Source organism: Maribacter sp. IgM3_T14_3 (genome assembly GCF_049603095.1).
Lineage (GTDB): Bacteria > Bacteroidota > Bacteroidia > Flavobacteriales > Flavobacteriaceae > Maribacter.
Window position 1 is genome coordinate 4,855,289 of sequence record NZ_CP187138.1, and the last position, 18,313, is coordinate 4,873,601.

Sequence of the window (18,313 nt, forward strand, 5' to 3'; positions counted from 1 at the left end):
TCTTAATTTAATGTTGTCATTTCAACACCCCTAGACTGACTAAATGTCATTAAGTTTTACCGATTTACAGACATTTTGTCCTGTACCACTAATTGGTAAGATTGTTGAGTATTATCTACCAAAAGTATTACAATTAACTAAAACTACAGAAAATGAATATAAATAATTTCACTATAAAATCGCAAGAGGCCATACAACAAGCCCAACTGATTGCCCAAAATAAGGGACATCAGCAAATTGAAAATGAACACCTATTTAAAGCACTTACCGAAGTCGAAGAGAATGTCATGCCTTTTTTACTTAAAAAGCTAGGTATCAATTTTTCACTTGTTCAACAAATTCTAGAAAAAGAACTCTTAAGTTTTCCAAAAGTTGAAGGTGGCGATATCCAATTTTCTAGAGAAGCCAGCAAAACATTAAACGAAGCCAGTATTATCGCTAAAAAGATGGAAGATGAATATGTTTCTATCGAACATTTATTTTTAGCCATATTAAAATCTAAAAGTAAAATTGCACAGATTTTAAAAGACCAAGGGGCTACTGAGAAGCATTTAATGGCTGCTATCAATGAACTTCGAAATGGCGATAAAGTTACCTCGCAAAACGCTGAAGACAACTATAATTCACTAAAGAAATATGCTAAGAACCTTAATGAATTAGCAGATAGTGGTAAACTAGACCCGGTAATTGGTCGCGATGAAGAAATTCGTAGAATTCTTCAAATTTTATCTCGACGTACCAAGAATAACCCTATTCTAGTAGGTGAGCCAGGTGTAGGTAAAACTGCCATTGTAGAAGGTTTGGCACATAGAATTATTCAGGGCGATATACCTGAAAACTTAAAAGATAAAGTTATTTATTCTTTAGATATGGGTGCCTTAATCGCCGGCGCAAAATATAAGGGTGAATTTGAAGAGCGCTTGAAAGCCGTAATTAAAGAAGTGGTTAGCGCAGATGGCAATATTATCTTGTTTATTGATGAAATACACACGCTTATTGGTGCTGGTGGCGGACAAGGTGCTATGGATGCTGCTAATATTCTTAAACCTGCCCTTGCAAGAGGTGAGTTAAGATCTATTGGAGCAACTACTTTAGATGAATATCAAAAGTATTTTGAAAAAGACAAAGCTCTTGAAAGAAGATTTCAAAAAGTGGTTGTAGACCAGCCAGATACAGAAAGTGCTATTTCGATTCTAAGAGGTATTAAAGAAAAATATGAGGCACACCACAAGGTTCGTATTAAAGATGAGGCGGTTATATCGGCTGTTGAATTATCGCAACGATATATAACTAACAGGTTTTTACCAGATAAGGCTATTGACCTTATGGATGAAGCTGCTGCTAAACTTAGAATGGAGATTAATTCTAAACCTGAAGAATTAGATGTGCTCGATCGCAAAATTATGCAGATTGAAATTGAAATCGAAGCGATCAAACGTGAAGATGACAAGCAAAAGCTTCAGGTATTAAATCTAGATTTAGCAAACATAAAAGAAGAGCGAAACGAAATTTTTGCGCAATGGGAAAGTGAAAAATCAGTCGTTGATAATATTCAACAGACTAAACTTGATATAGAAAACTTTAAAGCTGAGGCCGAACGTGCAGAACGTAATGGTGACTATGGTAAAGTTGCCGAAATTAGATACGGCAAAATTAAAGAGGCACAAGAGAACCTGACTAAATTGCAAGATGATTTAGCAGAACAACAACATTCTGGGACTTTAATCAAAGAAGAAGTAACTAGTGATGATATAGCTGAGGTTGTTGCAAAATGGACAGGCATACCAGTTACTAAAATGTTGCAAAGTGAACGCGAGAAATTACTAAAACTTGAGCAAGTATTACACAAACGTGTAGTGGGTCAAGAAGAAGCTATTGAAGCGGTTTCAGATGCGATACGGAGAAGCAGAGCCGGACTTCAAGATTCTAAAAAGCCTATTGGTTCGTTTCTTTTCTTAGGAACTACCGGTGTTGGTAAAACAGAACTTGCTAAAACCTTGGCATCGTACTTATTCGACGATGAGAATGCAATGACAAGAATAGACATGAGCGAATATCAAGAAAGACATTCGGTCAGTAGACTTGTAGGTGCACCTCCAGGGTATGTTGGTTACGATGAAGGCGGACAATTAACCGAAGCGGTTCGTAGAAGACCTTATTCTGTTGTGCTGTTAGATGAAATCGAAAAAGCTCACCCAGATACGTTCAACATTTTATTACAAGTGTTAGATGAAGGTAGGCTTACGGATAATAAAGGTCGTGTAGCAGATTTTAAAAACACCATTATTATTATGACCAGTAACATGGGTAGCGATATCATTCAGGAAACTTTTGAAAACGCAGTGGATGTTATTAGTGCAGCAGAGACCGCCAGAGTTGAAGTTCTGGGTCTTTTAAAGAAAACGGTTCGACCTGAGTTTATCAATAGAATTGATGACATTGTTATGTTTACACCTTTAACAAAAGATAATATCAAAGAAATTGTAAGACTTCAATTAGAAAGTTTGAAGAAAATGCTAGACAAACAACAAATTACATTAGATGCCACCGAAGAGGCTATCGATTATTTAGCTGAAAAAGGATATGATCCTCAGTTTGGTGCTAGACCGGTAAAAAGAACTATTCAAAAAGAGGTTCTCAACAATATGTCTAAAGCACTTCTTAGTGGTGAAATTAAATCTGATAGTGTCGTCTTGCTTGATGCCTTTGACAATAGTTTGGTTTTTAGAAATCAAGAAGATATTACCGTCTAATATTTAAAAAATTGAGATAAAAGCGTTCATATGTACAATATGAACGCTTTTTTTTATCAACAATATATACCATACAGTATAGATTTTTTATATTCGCATAAAACAGTCTTATATGTCTACTAAAGCCGAAAGAACTACCGCTTATATTATTGAGACTGTCGCTCCCGTGTTTAATAAACACGGTTACGTAGGTACTAGTATGAGCGACCTAACCGATGCCACCAACTTAACGAAAGGTGCACTTTATGGTAATTTTGAAAATAAAGAAGCCTTAGCCCTTGCTGCATTCGAATTTAACAGATCTGTATTGCTCACAGCTATTGATGAACACTTATCAGTTGAAGGTAAAGCGATGGCAAAAATCGAAAATCTTATTGAATTTTATAAGAAATATGATGTTTTTACCATGAATATGGGTGGTTGTCCAATATTGAATATTGGTATAGATGCACAGCATAATAACAAATTACTTGCTGCAGCAGCCAAAGAAACTATTAAAGAAATAGAAGGTAAAATTGCTTTGGTTTTTGAAAATGGAATTAATAATGCCGAATTTAAATTACCGGTATCTCCTCTTCAATTTTCAAAACAATTGTTCACGATTATTCAAGGGTCTATTGCAATGGCAACCATTACAAAAGATCGTAAATACCTTTTAAACACGGTTACTTACCTAGATGTTCTAATCAAAAGAGAACTTAAATAAAATACTACTTCTTATAAATTAAAATACTAGATTATTGAAAGATAACGGGTTTGTTTATTACTCTCCCGTTACCCTAAATATCCAGATTTTATCATTGTATTTTCCTCCAAGTTTGGAGTCTCTAGCTTGTCTTGCATCTTTTATAAAGTTGTATTTTGCTAGGTATACATAATTATATTTATTCTTTTCTCTAAAGAATGATTTTGCATCAATTCCCCTTTTCTTCATATCGGCCAAGAAAGCGTCAAGGTATTTCTTAGTGCCAAAAACGTTGGCAATTAAGTAGTAACCCGGCTCTAGAGAACCTTCTTTTGCCACTTCTTCATACTTTTCGCCAGCTTTAACACTTACAACTTCATTTTTCATTGCCATAGCTTCGCTCTGTGCTATAGAATCTTGTCGTTGTTGTTGAACTAAAGCTACAGCTTCTGCTTCTTTTCGCATAACAGTAGCAACAGAGTCTTGTTGCTTTTGCTGTTTTAAGGCTTTGGCAGTCGCTAATGCCTGTTCAGCTCTAGCAGTCTCAATTGAATCTCGTCTTCTTTTGATATCTCTTTTAGACTCCTTTACCGCTAAATCTGATCGTCGAGATGCATTTGACAAGGAATCTTTAACTCTTTTAGTTTCAACTAAAGCCAAACGTTTTTGCTTTTTCGTCTCATTTTTAAGAGCAAGTTTTTCTGCTGCTGTCAATTCTGTTGACACAACCTCCTGTTCTTCCTGACTTTCAAGAAGCTCCTCTCTATTCTTCTGCTCTTCTGCTAACAGTTGCTCTTTAAGTTTTTCCTCAGGTGTTTGTAACGTTCCTAATTTATAAGAAGTAACCAATTCAAACGAAGGGTCTTGTCCTTTTAAATCTGAACTGGTACCTATTTCAACCAGTGCACCAAAAGAGAATCGTTTAAAGAAACGACCACCAACTCCTCCTGAAAATCCGTAAAAACTATTATAACCTGCCTGTGCCCAATACTTATTTGTTGATAGCAATGTTGTTAATCCTACTTGATTATCCAAGCCTGGTATTGTCTTGAAATACAACATAGGTCTTAAAACCGAACTATCATCTGCACTTAAGACGCTAACAGGAATATCATAACTTACCAAAGCCTGAAACAATCTATCATCAGGACTAGAGTTACGCTCATTAGAGGTGAAGTTATAATCGAATAAGTTTTCTGATACTAGACCAATATTAAATCTATCAATACTTAAATTAACTCCTGGTGCCATTTGCAGAATAAAATCATTCTCTGCAGTAGTCTGTAATGGGTTAGGTATAAAAAAGCGATCATCTGCTAACTTCTGTTGAAAAGCAAATACATTTAAACCAACACCTAAAATAACACCTTCACTCAATTCTATGGTATGAGCATAGTTAAGAGCAGCTCCGGTATTCAAGAAAACTCCTGTATTGTGTTGAAAGAAACCAACACCGGCAGCAGAAACATCATTAATTCTTGTTGTATAATTTAAAAATAGTGAAGTTGGGTCGCCGTCATAAGATTGCCATTGCCATCTAGCCCACAAAGCTACTGAAGATGGGTTATTACGATTTAAACTATATGCGGGGTTTACTAAACTCCCGTTATATTCAGTAAGGTTTTGCTGCCTAAAATCAGTAGGCAGAACGACTTCTTGTGCCTTAAGACCTAAAACTACAAATCCGATAAGAAGTGCCCCACAAAATTTTTTCATATGCAAAAAAACAAAAAATAGACTATTTATAGTACTATTTTAAAGTAATTTTAGTTATTAATTTTATACACCAAACATAATTACATGAAAGCATTCAAAATTGTTCTTTTTATTTTGCTATCAATCAGTCTTTCTTGCAAAGATGAACCAGTTCTTGACACAACACAAGATCAAACTGCAATTTCTACATTCTATCTTATTAGACATGCAGAAAAAGAACGTAGTAATCCTGATGATGCAGATCCAGAACTTAACCAAAAAGGCTTAGGTAGAGCAATGCATTGGGCAGAAATTCTAGCAGATACCGAGTTAGACGCAATTTATTCCACCGATTATAATAGGACCTCTATGACTGCCGCTCCTACTTCTGTCAAGCAAAATATCGATGTTCAATATTATGACCCGAGTACTATAGACATTACCCAATTTAAAGCTGAAAATTTAGACAAAAGTGTATTAGTCGTTGGCCATAGCAATACTACACCAGAATTCGTGAACAAATTAATAAATGAAGAAAAATATTTTGCTATCGACGATAGTGAAAATGGAACTTTGTTTATCGTTAAAATAATTAACGGAATACCTTCAGTTGAAAAACTTATTTTCAATTGCAACTGTCCTAGTTAATAATTTCTCACATTTATATCATTAGCAATAAGTATTAAAAGGCTAAGACATTCATTGAAATGTTCTTACTTTTGCCCCCGATGCAGAATACAGTCAACATAAAGAACAAAAGAGCTCGTTTTGAATACGAGCTATTAGATAAATACACGGCAGGTATCGTTTTAGCTGGTACAGAAATAAAAGCTATACGAGAAGGTCGTGCTTCTATTTCAGAAAGCTTCTGTGAGTTTAATGACAGAAATGAACTATTTGTAATTAATATGCAGATAGATGAATATTCTCATGCTTCTCATTTCAATCACAAACCAAAAGCAGAGCGTAAATTATTATTGCAGAAAAGAGAACTTAAAAAGCTCAGTAAAGAGGTAAACACTTCTGGTCTAACGATTGTACCACTTCGCGTTTTTGTTAATGAAAAAGGATTTGCAAAAATGCAAGTTGCTTTAGCTAAGGGTAAAAAACTTTACGATAAAAGAGAGACTATGAAAGACCGTGATAATAAGCGAGATCTAGATCGTGTAAAGAAGAATTTCAACAACTAGTTTTTATTCTCTAATAACGGTACAAACCTAAAAGAACCATATTCTGTCTTTGAAAATTCTTTTTCGGTGGTTCTAATAAATAGGGTCATTATTTGTTCTTCAAATCCGATGGGTATAACTAACCTACCCCCAACTTTTAATTGAGATAAAAGTGCTTTTGGTACTGAAGGCGCCCCAGCAGTTACAATTATACGGTCGAAAGGTGCTTCTTTAGGCAAGCCTTTATAACCATCGCCAAAAATCACTTGTTTTGGCCTATAACCCATTTTCTTGAAAAATAAACTGGTTTTCTTGAAAAGCTCTAACTGCCTTTCAATGGTATACACCTTTACTTTAAGTTTTAATAGAACTGCGGTCTGGTAGCCACTACCTGTACCGATTTCTAATACCTTTTGACCTTCTTCAATCTGTAATAGTTCCGTTTGAAAAGCAACGGTGTACGGGTGCGAAATAGTCTGGTTTGCGGCAATAGGAAATGCTTTGTTTTGATAGGCATGTCCTTCAAAACTACTGTCCATAAACAAATGCCTAGGTATTTCCTTAACGGCATCTAGCACTTTTTTATCTGCTATTCCTTTGTCAATCAATATTTGCGCTAGATGGTTGCGCATGCCCCTGTGTTTTAAGGTATCTCTCAATGGTAGTCGGTTTGACCATCAAAGTTAACAAAGTTCTTTAAACGATGAAGTACCTATGAAAACTAATCTCATTTTTTTATTAAATTGAAATTATGCAATAGGATAAAAGTACCTAACTATGTGTATTTTTGATAAAAAGAAAGCAAATGTTAAAAGTTGGCGTTTTAGGAGCTGGGCATCTAGGCAAAATTCACCTTAGACTTCTAAATGAATCTAAAAAATATGAACTTGTTGGTTTTCATGATGCAGATAGTTCTAATGGAGAAAAAGTAAGTTCAGAGTTCGGATATACCTATTTCAAAAACCTCGAAGATTTAATCGATGCCGTAGATGTTGTAGATATCGTAACCCCTACTCTTTCGCACTTCGAATGCGCAAAGAAATCCATAGAAAAAGGGAAGCATATTTTTATTGAAAAACCTATAACCCATAATCTTGAAGAGGCTAATTCTTTACTTGCATTAGAACAAAAATACAGCGTTAAAGGTCAGGTAGGTCATGTTGAGCGTTTTAACCCAGCATTTACTTCTGTAAAACACGCTATTAAAGACCCTATGTTCATTGAAGCACATAGATTGGCTGAATTTAACCCCAGAGGCACTGATGTACCTGTTGTTTTAGATTTAATGATTCATGATATCGACGCTATTTTAAGTGTGGTAAACTCTGAAGTTATACAGGTTAACGCAAGCGGAGTTTCAGTAATTAGTCAATCGCCTGATATTGCAAATGCTCGACTAGAGTTTGCAAATGGATGTGTAGCCAATTTAACAGCCAGTAGAATTTCTTTGAAGAATATGAGAAAATCTCGCTTTTTTCAAAAGGATGCCTATATCTCTGTAGATTTTCTAGAGAAGAAGGTTGAAGTTGTAAAAATGAAAGATGCCCCTAATGTACCAGGAGATTTTGATATGATTTTACAGAATGCAGAAGGTGTTAAAAAACAGATTTATTTTGAGAACCCAACTGTCGAAGCTAATAATGCCATATTAGACGAACTTGAATCTTTTGCTTATGCAATTGCAAATAATACGACACCTGTTGTCAGTTTAAAACAAGGAACACAAGCTCTAAAAGTTGCTTTACAAATTATTGCAGCATTTAATTCAAAGAACATATGAATACAATAGCAGTTATAGGCGCAGGTACCATGGGTAACGGAATAGCCCACGTATTTGCTCAAAACGGATATCAGGTACACCTTATTGATGTTTCTCAAGATGCCTTAGACAAAGGGCTCTCTACCGTCGCCAAGAATTTGGATAGAATGGTAGCCAAAGAAAAAATAACTACAGCTGACAAAGAAAATACTTTAGCAAATATTAAATCTTTTACAGAATTGAAATTAGGGGTTGCCAATGCAGATCTTGTTATCGAAGCTGCTACAGAAAATGTAACTATCAAGCTTAAAATTTTTAAAGAGCTAGATGACGTTTGTGATGCAAATACCATTTTAGCCTCAAATACTTCTTCTATTTCCATAACTCAAATAGCTGCTGCAACCAGTAGACCTGAAAAAGTTATTGGAATGCATTTTATGAATCCTGTTCCGATTATGTCGTTGGTTGAGATTATTAGAGGATATAGCACCTCTAATGAAACGACCGATGTCATCATGGATCTTTCTGAAAAATTGGGCAAGACCCCAACCGAAGTTAATGACTACCCTGGTTTTGTGGCTAATAGAATTTTAATGCCAATGATTAACGAGGCAATTGAAACCTTACATCATGGCGTTGCTGGTGTTGAAGAAATAGATACGGTTATGAAATTAGGCATGGCTCACCCAATGGGACCATTACAGTTGGCAGATTTTATTGGTTTAGATGTCTGTCTTTCTATCCTTAATGTAATGCATGACGGATTCAAAAACCCGAAATATGCACCTTCGCCATTATTAATCAATATGGTTATGGCGGGTAAAAAAGGAGTAAAATCTGGAGAGGGCTTTTACGATTATTCCGCGAGTAGAAAAGCTGAAAACATATCAAGTCAATTTTCTAAATAGTAGAAATTAAGAATTCATAGTTATATGTCTATAAAAGATAGTTTATTAGCCGTTAAAAATACCATACCCGATTCGGTAACCTTAGTGGCAGTTTCCAAAACCAAGCCTAATTCATATATTCAAGAAGCATATGATGCTGGTCAGCGCATTTTCGGCGAAAATAGGGTTCAAGAAATGACCGAAAAATGGGAGAATATGCCAAAAGATATAGAATGGCATATGATAGGTCACTTACAGAGAAACAAAGTTAAGTACATGGCTGAATATGTTTCTTTGGTTCATGGTGTTGACAGCCCTAGATTATTGTCAGAAATAAACAAGCAAGCAGAAAAACACAACAGAGTTATTTCATGTTTATTACAGGTTCATATTGCAGAAGAGGATACGAAATTTGGGTTTAACGAAGAAGAGCTACTTGATTTAGTAGCTAACGAAGAATTTAAAGCTTTTAAAAATGTAAAAATTGTGGGGCTAATGGGTATGGCCACTTTTACCGATAACATGAATCAAGTTCGTAGAGAATTTGCTAGCATAAAATTACTCTTTAACAAACTCAAAAATAATTATACTGATTTTGCGACACTATCAATGGGTATGAGTGGTGATTATCAAATTGCAATTGAAGAAGGTAGTACCATGGTACGTATAGGAAGTAGTATCTTTGGATCCAGAAATTAATACCTCAAAACACCACTACCCCATAAATCAGATTATATTACATGTACGCAATTTTAGATATTGAAACTACAGGAGGGAAATTTAATGAGGAGGGAATCACTGAAATTGCTATTCACAAGTTTGATGGTCAAAAAGTAGTCGATAAATTTATTAGCCTAGTAAATCCTGAAAAAGAAATACAACCTTTTGTAGTTAAGCTTACGGGTATTAATAGTAAAATGCTCAGAACCGCGCCAAAATTCTACGAGGTAGCCAAAAGAATTATTGAAATTACCGAAGACACTATTATTGTTGCTCATAATGCACAATTCGATTATAGAATTTTAAGAACTGAATTTAGACGTTTAGGTTATAATTTTGAACGCAAAACTTTATGCACAGTAGACTTGTCGAAGCTTTTACTACCAGACGCTGAATCGTATAGCCTAGGTAAATTGGTAAGGTCTTTAGGCATACCGGTGAGCGATAGACATAGGGCAAACGGCGATGCCCTAGCTACCATAAAATTGTTTAAACTTTTACTGGCCAAAGATTCAGAAAAAGTAATTATTAAAGAAACTATACGAAAAGAGACCCAAGGCGAACTCTCAGAAAAACAATTAGATATTGTTAGAGATTTACCTAATAAAATAGGTGTATTCTATATGCATGATAAGGATGGAAATATTATTCACCTTAGTAAAACAAGCGATATAAAAAAGAGGGTCAATCAACTGTTTACCAAAACAAGTGATAAATCTCGTAAAATTGCAAAAGACACTAAAAAAGTAACTTTTGAACTTACCGGAAATGAACTTATTGCGATTTTAAAAGAACATGAAGAGCTATTAAAAATTAGACCTAAGTACAGCATAATACCTAAAAAAAGAATGTACAGTCACGCAAACTGCATGAGCACAAACATAAATGGATATTACGCTTTAGAAATAAAACCATATCGAGAATGCAAAGAACCACTAGCTCTTTTTAACGGAGTATTCAGTGCAAAAAATTACTTATATAAAATTACGAAGGATTTCGGATTATGCGAAAAAGTGAATGGCATTAGTGAAGCTCGTAAAAATTGTTCTGGTTATGACGATGGCACATGTAAGGGCGCTTGTATCAATAAAGAAAATGCTGAAGAGTATAATGCACGTGTAATTGCTGCAACTACTAAAAACAGCATCAACGGTAACAAGGTTTTAATTATTGACAAAGGACGAGAAATTGGAGAACAGAGTGCTATTTTAATAAAAAATGGCTCATTAGTTGGCTTCGGATTCTATGACCTTAACTATCAAATAAATAATATTCATATCTTAGAAAGTATTATCACCCCTATGAACGGTACTCGAGATGCAAATTATCTTATTGAATCTTATTTAAGAAAGAAACGGGTACTTAAAATAATGGAAATAAACGATTAGTTTGAACGAGAACGAAAAACTGTCACCCTGGAGGAATAAGATTCATGAAATAATTTATGAAGCAGATACCCCTATGGGTAAATTGTTCGATATTATTCTCTTCGTTATTATCATTTTCAGCGTAATTCTAATTATGCTCGAAAGTGTAAAGGCTATTGATGCAGAGTACCATGAAATCCTTTTTGTATTAGAATGGGTAGTTACCATTTTCTTCACCATTGAATACATCGCACGTATTATTTCAATTAAAAAACCAAGTCATTATATTTTTAGTTTTTACGGTATTATAGATTTTCTTTCTACTATACCGTTATACATATCTTATATTTTTGCAGGCTCTCAAGTGCTATTGGCAGTACGTGCTTTTAGATTGCTTAGGGTTTTTAGAATTCTAAAACTTGCCCGCTTTCTTGGCGAAGCCTCGCAATTAAAAAGAGCTTTAAAAGCTAGTAGAGCAAAAATTACCGTATTTCTTTTCGCCGTACTTATTGCTTCGGTAATGATGGGTACCCTTATGTATTTGATTGAGGGTGATGAAGCTGGTTTTACTAGCATACCTACAAGTATTTATTGGACGATAGTAACTTTAACTACCGTAGGCTATGGTGATATTGCTCCTATTACTCCGCAAGGTCAGGCAATTGCTACCATAATTATGTTATTAGGTTATGGTATTATCGCGGTACCGACAGGTATGGTTACTGCCGAATTTGCGAAACAAGGAAAAGACACTTCTAACTTAAAAAATTCAGGAAGCTATGTTCATGTCAATACTCAATCTTGCCCTACCTGTAGCAAAGAAGGTCATAGAGATGACGCAAAACATTGTTATAACTGTGGATCTATACTAAATGAATAAAACTCTTATCTCCGTTGTTGGCCCTACTGCCATCGGTAAAACCAAATTAGCTATACTCTTAGCCCAACATTACAATATAGAAATCATTTCGGCCGATTCAAGGCAGTTTTTTAAAGAAATGAATATTGGTACTGCTGTACCCAGTATTGACGAACTAAGCCAAGCTAAACACCATTTTATACAGCATAAAAGTATTACCGAACAATATACTGTTGGTGATTATGAACGGGAAGCTATTGAAAAATTAGCTGATCTATTTAAAAAACATGATGTGGTCATTATGGTTGGTGGTAGCGGACTCTATGTGAACGCCGTTACTGACGGACTAAACACGTTCCCCACAGTAGACCCAAACATTAGAGAAGAGCTGAATGATGAACTCTCTAAGAAAGGTATTAGGGTTTTACAGTCGAGACTAAGACATCTAGACCCTATATATTACGAAAAAGTAGATATCCATAATCCGCAACGAGTAATTAGAGCTCTTGAGGTTGCCATCGGTAGCGGACAACCTTATTCTTCTTATATAAACAAACCTAAGGCAAAAAGAGAATTTAAAGTTTTATCTGTCGGATTAAAGGCTGACCGACCATTAATTTATGATCGTATTAATTCGAGAGTAGATCTTATGGTAGAAGCTGGTTTGCTAGATGAAGCAAAAAGTGTATTAACTTTTAAAGAATACAATGCATTACAAACTGTTGGTTACAAAGAGCTATTTAAATATTTGGACGGCGAATGGACGTTAGATTTTGCCATCTCAGAGATCAAAAAGAATACTAGAAGATTCGCAAAAAGACAGTTAACCTGGTTTTTAAGAAATGAAGAAACTAAATGGGTCGATTTCGATTATAATGCGGAAACACTATTGCCAGGAATTGACAATGAATTGGTAAATTTAAAAAATGGTTAACAAACAGATTTTATTTGTAATGGGCGTATCAGGTAGTGGAAAATCTACCATAGGTAAGCTTTTAGCCGATAAATTGCATATTCCTTTTTTTGACGGAGATAGTTTTCACCCAGAGGCGAACGTTAAGAAAATGAAAGAAGGTCACCCGTTAAACGACAAGGATCGTCAAGGGTGGTTAGAAAAACTTAATGAAGTTGGTATAGCTAATTTAGAAACCGGTGCAGTAATAGTGTGCTCGTCTCTTAAACAAAAATACAGAGCCACATTAGGAAAAAACTTAGACAACAAACATCAATTTATTTATTTAGAAGGTAGTTTTGAGCTCATAGAAGCACGACTCAATAAACGAGAAAATCATTATATGCCTGCGGGACTATTACAATCTCAATTCGATGACCTTGAAACACCATTAGATGTACTTACTGTTTCAATTGATCAAGCTCCAATTGAAATTGTAAACGAGATTATTAAAAAATTATAAAAATAAAAAAGCATCCGGAAAGGATGCTTTTTTTTATGGTAACTCTTGTTGAAATTATTCGCCTTCCGTCTTTACTACCAAACGGAAACCTTCACCATGAATATTCAATATCTCTACGGTGTCATCAACTTTTAGATACTTACGTAACTTGGCAATGTAAACATCCATACTACGTGAAGTAAAGTAATTATCATCTCTCCAAATTTTGGTCAACGCTAACTCTCTTGGCATTAAATCATTTTCATGCAAAGCCAGTAAACGTAACAACTCATTCTCTTTAGGAGAAAGTTTAATGGACTCGGTATCTTTATATTTCAAGAATCTTAATTTAGAATTTAAGTGGAAACCACCGATTGTAAATTCGAATTTCTTGCTATCTGCCAAACCATTAGAAGCTTTTCTCTGTAGAATAGCTTTTAATTTCATTAATAGAACCTCAGAATCAAAAGGCTTGTTCAAATAATCATCTGCACCAGCTTTATACCCCTTAAGAACATCTTCCTTCATCGTTTTTGCCGTTAAAAAAACGATTGGCACGTTCTCATTTTTCTCACGAATTTCTTTCGCTAACGTAAAACCGTCTTTATAAGGCATCATAACATCTAAAATACAGATATCATAATTATCTTTTTTGAACTTCTCAAAACCTTCCATTCCATTCTTCGCCAAAGTGACATCAAAGTCATTCATTGACAAATAATCTTTCAATACAATTCCGAAATTCGGATCGTCCTCAACTAAAAGTATCTTCTTGTTTATTGTTTCCATATTTTTTTATATTAACGGCAGTTTGATGTAAAATGTACTTCCTTTTCCTTTTTCACTTTCGGCATAAACTTCGCCTTGGTGGTCTTCAACTATTTTTTTAACGTATGACAATCCTAATCCATGCCCTTTAACGTTGTGTATATCTCCGGTGTGTTCTCGATAGAATTTTTCAAATACTTTCTTAAGAACAGCCTTACTCATACCAGAACCTTGATCTTGTACTTTTATAATAATGTAATTTTTAGCTCTTTCTGTAAACACATCTATTTTAGGTGCTACTTCTGAGTATTTAATAGCATTATCCAACATATTTACAATGACATTGGTAAAATGCATCTCATTAGCCAAAACTTCATATCGTTCTGCATCTAAATGTGTATGAATATAACCACCTCTATCATCAACGATCAATTGAACATGTGTAATTGCATCTTCTATAATGTCGTGAACATTGACCCTATCCTTACTTATATCAAGCTGATTTTTTTCGAGTTTTGATATTCGTAATACATTTTCTACCTGAGCATGCATTCTTTTATTCTCATCTCGAATCATCTGTAAATACCTCAAAACCTTTTCGTGGTCATTGATTATCTTCGGATTCCGGATTGCTTCAACAGCTAAATTTATAGTTGCAATGGGTGTTTTAAACTCATGCGTCATATTATTTATAAAATCTGTTTTTATTTCAGAAATCTGCTTTTGACGAATTAACTGATAAATTGCCCCTGCATACGCTACAACTATAATAATTGTAAACAATAATGAAAGTAGGGCCAGACCTAAAATAGACTCTACCAAAAATCGTTTTTTCTTCGGAAAAGAAATTAACAAATCAAAATTTGAAACTCCCTCATAATCAACGAACATGGGAGATTTATAAATATTCGCCTCTGCATATTTAAATTTCGGCGATTTTACTTTGGTCGGCAGACCATTACTATAAACACCATATTCAAAAGCAATATCAACACCTCTATTTTCTAACTCGCGTTGCAATAACAACTCAATTTCTTGTTTAGAAACACGTTTATGAATAGGCACACGCTTTGCATAAACCATAAACACATCTTCCATGGCGGCTTTTTCCATTTTAGTAATCCCGCCAATTTTTTCAAATCGTTGTATAGGGTTCAATCTTGGGGTATTATCTTCTAAATCGAAATCTGCTCTAAAAATAGATGTCGTTCTTTTACTGGTATAACTTTTAATGATGGTAGTATCTGCACCATCACTACTATCAAAGAACGTAGAAGAAATACCATAATCCTCTTCTAAAATACCGTGTTCGTACAGTAAAATTTCATTGGAATTGACATCCTTATCAATAAAGAAAAAATTTGTAAGCTGAGTACCCTTTAGTTCTCCTCCAGCACTATCCTTCGCATGTAAATACCTGTCGAAATAATTTTTAGATTCTCTTTCTGTAATCTTATTGGTGACGCTGTTCAAGGCTTCAGATACACTGCTAGAAAATTGCTCTTCTCCGCTATCTATAGATTTACTAATCCAGAAACTTTGAACGAAAATCAGACCAATAAGAGAAAGGCTCATTAAAACTATTAAGAGCACAAATAACTTTTTGTTCATTGGGTGTTAAAATTAAAGATTTAACAGTTAGACGATAGCACGTTTAACCTAACCTTAACAAAAATGTTAAAATTGCTAAATAACTAGCAATCAGTTAAGATAGAAGCGTGTACTTGAAGAACAATTGAGCTAGTTCTTTCTAAATCAATATTTTCGATTACGAAATTGCTTGATTTAATTTTTATTTCATCATCAAGTTGATTATTGATTCTCGCCATTACCTGTTCTCTGGTTGAATTATCGCGATCTAAGACGCGCGATATTCGAAGTTCTTTAGGAGCAGTTACTACAATAATTCGATCATAAAGATTTTGAGAATTGTTCTCGAACAACAACGCAGTTTCTTGAATTACATAGCAAGAATCTTGTTCTTTTACCCAGGCAAGAAAATCTTGTCTAACTACGGGATGCACAATACCATTAAGATTTGCCAATAATTCGGAATCATTGAAAACTTTTTTGGCTATAAATGGTCTATTTAATTGACCATTCTCATAAGCTTCATCGCCTAATAACGCAATTAGCTTTTCTTTGATTTCAATAGACGTATTCATTAAATACTTAGCTCGGTCGTCTGAGTTATACACGGGCACGTCTAGTTCTTTAAACATCGCTGCTACCGTAGATTTTCCACTACCGATCCCACCTGTTAAACCAACTATCATCATTCTCTTAACAATATAAATTCAACCTCATTCGTGGTGATGACCGCATTATTCAACGTACTCGGATAACTAACCAATTGTATCGAGAGCCTATTATCTGTTTCTTTCGTTACCTTTTCATAATCTGCCTCAACTGAAAAATCGGTACTCTCAAGTTCTTTTAAATGTTCTAATGTACCTTGACAACGCACTTCAACTATTTCTGGAAACGTACGAACTTTTACATTTGCCGGTAAATTAATTACGGTGATCGGCACTTCGATTACTTTTTCTGAAAACTTAACTACTTCGCCCGAAATCGTTACCATGTCATTCGAAAAGGTAGTGCCATTTGAGTGTTTGGGTAATTGAAGTGAGATTTCATCTGTAAAAGAATTACTTAACTCGCTCTTATTAATAACTGCAGTTTTAACCACAGAAATGGAATCGATTTGACTTTTAGGCCCTGAAATTTGAATAGAATCTGGACTAATTTTTATATCTCCTTCAAGAATATGATTCGCAGCAAAAGTAATATCTAAGACAGCCCTTACCGGTACTTTCTTTGTATCTAACGATGTAAAGTCAAAATATATGGCGTCGCTTTCAAAGTCGGTCAATGTGCTATAATTATTCAACTGAGCTTCTAGTTGAATTCTTATTTGATCAGCTGTTAGATAATAGCTGTCATCTTTATGCATTACCTTACTTACATCTAATTGAATATGCTTGGTTTTAAATTCATATCCTAAAAACTGGAATCCCGCCGCCTGTAAACGAACCTGAATTTCATCTTTAGGAGTATTCGCCAATAAAAACTCTTTCGGAATATTTATATACTCCACCTTAAAGGTCGTGTTATTGGTATAGGTCAGAGATAGTTTATTTATAAGCCAAGCAAACGATGCACATAACAAGAACATAAGAAAGACTTTTACCTTCCTTTTCTTCAATCCTGTCTGTATCCATTCTATTAGCCGTTCCATCAATTCACTCTAAAAAATAATTTTGGAAAAATTTCCTCTGGTTTTTTACTTGAAGAATTAATATACAGGGTTGATTTTAGAAATCCGTACCCATAACCGAAAAATTGTATCGCAGTTGCCATTAAAGATAGTAATGACACTTTTAAATCACTGGTTTTTCGAAGGGCATCTATAAACAACAGCAAAAAATATATAGCATAAATATATAGCGGAAACATATAACCCGCCAACCCAAATACGACTGAAAACAATAATCCTAAACAGAATACTGTAGGAAACCAATAGGTGATTTTCTTTGTTTCTGGATGCCACTTATTTAAAATTGGGCGTACCATACCGAATTTGTTCACCTGAATATAAAACTTATTCCAGTCTATTCGTCTTTTATGATATACAAAAGCTTCAGAAATCAGTTTTGTTCTATAGCCCTTGTTCCAAATACGAATGGTTAAATCTGGATCTTCACCTGGGTGAATATTTCCGTATCCGCCTACGTTTTCAAACGCTTCTTTAGAAATACCCATATTAAAACTTCTGGGCTGAAATTTATCTACCGCCTTTTTACCACCACGAATTCCGCCAGTGGTCAAAAAAGAGGTCATAGCATAGTTGATCGCTTTTTGAACCGTAGAAAAAGAATCGTGTGCAGCATCTGGACCACCATAACAATGCACATAATCTTCTTGCAAACTCTTTTCTGCTTCTACAAGATATTGAGGTGGCAGTATACAATCAGAATCTAATACGATAAAGTAATTGCCTTTTGCCCTGCCCATACCGTAATTTCGAGAATCACCAGGACCAGAATTGGGTTTCTTGTAGTATGATATTGCCAAAGAATCTACATACTCACCTATGACTTCTTCAGATGAAATAGTAGACCCGTCTTCGACGATCACCACCTCAAAAGTTTTGTCATAGGTTTGTAAACGTAGACTATCCAACAGTTCTTTAATTTCGTTGGGTCTATTGTATACGGGAATGATAAAAGAAAACGACAAGTTCATTATTACTCT

18 protein-coding genes are annotated in these 18,313 nt (G+C 34.7%); 11 read left to right on the forward strand and 7 right to left on the reverse strand.

Annotation, left to right across the window (positions count from 1 at the left end):
• Window positions 1–152: 152 nt before the first annotated feature.
• Both clpB and ACPF9A_RS21505 read left to right on the forward strand, forming a co-directional pair.
• A complete protein-coding gene (gene clpB / locus ACPF9A_RS21500) occupies window positions 153–2,753 on the forward strand; it encodes an ATP-dependent chaperone ClpB (RefSeq protein WP_424000357.1) in 2,601 nt (866 codons plus the stop codon).
• Between the two features lie 112 nt (window positions 2,754–2,865).
• On the forward strand, window positions 2,866–3,459 hold the full coding sequence (locus tag ACPF9A_RS21505; protein ID WP_424000359.1) for a TetR family transcriptional regulator C-terminal domain-containing protein: 594 nt from the start codon (window positions 2,866–2,868) through the stop codon (window positions 3,457–3,459).
• 57 nt (window positions 3,460–3,516) lie between these two features.
• Here the strand turns inward: ACPF9A_RS21505 and ACPF9A_RS21510 are convergent, their stop codons facing one another.
• A complete protein-coding gene (locus ACPF9A_RS21510) occupies window positions 3,517–5,154 on the reverse strand; it encodes a PorP/SprF family type IX secretion system membrane protein (protein ID WP_424000361.1) in 1,638 nt (545 codons plus the stop codon).
• A gap of 84 nt (window positions 5,155–5,238) precedes the next feature.
• On the opposite strand from ACPF9A_RS21510, the gene ACPF9A_RS21515 reads away from it, so the two are divergent.
• Both ACPF9A_RS21515 and smpB read left to right on the forward strand, forming a co-directional pair.
• Complete coding sequence (locus ACPF9A_RS21515; protein WP_424000363.1) at window positions 5,239–5,781, forward strand: SixA phosphatase family protein; 543 nt, start codon at window positions 5,239–5,241, stop codon at window positions 5,779–5,781.
• Window positions 5,782–5,861: 80 nt separating this feature from the next.
• Entirely contained in the window at window positions 5,862–6,323 is a 462-nt protein-coding gene (gene smpB, locus ACPF9A_RS21520) for an SsrA-binding protein SmpB (protein WP_424000365.1), read from the forward strand.
• Here the strand turns inward: smpB and ACPF9A_RS21525 are convergent.
• Window positions 6,320–6,961, reverse strand: coding sequence for a protein-L-isoaspartate(D-aspartate) O-methyltransferase (locus ACPF9A_RS21525; RefSeq protein WP_424000367.1), 642 nt, complete (start codon window positions 6,959–6,961; stop codon window positions 6,320–6,322). The two genes, smpB and ACPF9A_RS21525, sit on opposite strands and share 4 nt — an antisense overlap.
• 146 nt (window positions 6,962–7,107) lie before the next feature.
• Between ACPF9A_RS21525 and ACPF9A_RS21530 the strand changes: the two genes are divergently transcribed.
• From ACPF9A_RS21530 to ACPF9A_RS21560, 7 genes are read left to right on the forward strand one after another with little or no spacing between them, the layout of a single operon-like run.
• Entirely contained in the window at window positions 7,108–8,082 is a 975-nt protein-coding gene (locus ACPF9A_RS21530) for a Gfo/Idh/MocA family oxidoreductase (protein WP_424000369.1), read from the forward strand.
• Window positions 8,079–8,969, forward strand: coding sequence for a 3-hydroxyacyl-CoA dehydrogenase family protein (locus ACPF9A_RS21535; RefSeq protein WP_424000371.1), 891 nt, complete (start codon window positions 8,079–8,081; stop codon window positions 8,967–8,969). The genes ACPF9A_RS21530 and ACPF9A_RS21535 overlap by 4 nt, the downstream gene beginning before the upstream one ends.
• 24 nt (window positions 8,970–8,993) lie before the next feature.
• Complete coding sequence (locus ACPF9A_RS21540; RefSeq protein WP_424000373.1) at window positions 8,994–9,647, forward strand: YggS family pyridoxal phosphate-dependent enzyme; 654 nt, start codon at window positions 8,994–8,996, stop codon at window positions 9,645–9,647.
• Between the two features lie 41 nt (window positions 9,648–9,688).
• Window positions 9,689–11,056, forward strand: coding sequence for an exonuclease domain-containing protein (locus ACPF9A_RS21545; RefSeq protein ID WP_424000375.1), 1,368 nt, complete (start codon window positions 9,689–9,691; stop codon window positions 11,054–11,056).
• A gap of 1 nt (window position 11,057) precedes the next feature.
• Window positions 11,058–11,915 carry an ion transporter gene (locus ACPF9A_RS21550; RefSeq protein WP_424000377.1) on the forward strand — a complete coding sequence of 286 codons (858 nt, stop codon included), beginning with the start codon at window positions 11,058–11,060 and terminating at the stop codon, window positions 11,913–11,915.
• A complete protein-coding gene (gene miaA, locus ACPF9A_RS21555) occupies window positions 11,908–12,828 on the forward strand; it encodes a tRNA (adenosine(37)-N6)-dimethylallyltransferase MiaA (protein ID WP_424000379.1) in 921 nt (306 codons plus the stop codon). Before ACPF9A_RS21550 ends, miaA begins: the two co-directional genes overlap by 8 nt.
• Window positions 12,821–13,309 (forward strand): gluconokinase, encoded by a 489-nt coding sequence (locus ACPF9A_RS21560; RefSeq protein ID WP_424000381.1) that lies wholly within the window; start codon window positions 12,821–12,823, stop codon window positions 13,307–13,309. The genes miaA and ACPF9A_RS21560 overlap by 8 nt, the downstream gene beginning before the upstream one ends.
• A gap of 54 nt (window positions 13,310–13,363) precedes the next feature.
• Here the strand turns inward: ACPF9A_RS21560 and ACPF9A_RS21565 are convergent, their stop codons facing one another.
• The 5 genes from ACPF9A_RS21565 to ACPF9A_RS21585 all read right to left on the reverse strand — a co-directional run bounded on the left by ACPF9A_RS21565 (window position 13,364) and on the right by ACPF9A_RS21585 (window position 18,304).
• Window positions 13,364–14,077: a response regulator transcription factor gene (locus tag ACPF9A_RS21565; RefSeq protein WP_424000383.1), complete on the reverse strand. Its 714-nt coding sequence runs from the start codon at window positions 14,075–14,077 to the stop codon at window positions 13,364–13,366.
• 6 nt (window positions 14,078–14,083) lie between these two features.
• Window positions 14,084–15,667: a sensor histidine kinase gene (locus ACPF9A_RS21570; protein WP_424000385.1), complete on the reverse strand. Its 1,584-nt coding sequence runs from the start codon at window positions 15,665–15,667 to the stop codon at window positions 14,084–14,086.
• An 83-nt stretch (window positions 15,668–15,750) separates the two neighbouring features.
• Window positions 15,751–16,335 carry a dephospho-CoA kinase gene (coaE, locus tag ACPF9A_RS21575; protein ID WP_424000387.1) on the reverse strand — a complete coding sequence of 195 codons (585 nt, stop codon included), beginning with the start codon at window positions 16,333–16,335 and terminating at the stop codon, window positions 15,751–15,753.
• Complete coding sequence (locus ACPF9A_RS21580; protein ID WP_424000389.1) at window positions 16,332–17,297, reverse strand: CdaR family protein; 966 nt, start codon at window positions 17,295–17,297, stop codon at window positions 16,332–16,334. The genes coaE and ACPF9A_RS21580 overlap by 4 nt, the downstream gene beginning before the upstream one ends.
• Window positions 17,297–18,304: a glycosyltransferase gene (locus ACPF9A_RS21585; protein ID WP_424000391.1), complete on the reverse strand. Its 1,008-nt coding sequence runs from the start codon at window positions 18,302–18,304 to the stop codon at window positions 17,297–17,299. Before ACPF9A_RS21585 ends, ACPF9A_RS21580 begins: the two co-directional genes overlap by 1 nt.
• Between the last annotated feature and the right edge of the window lie 9 nt (window positions 18,305–18,313).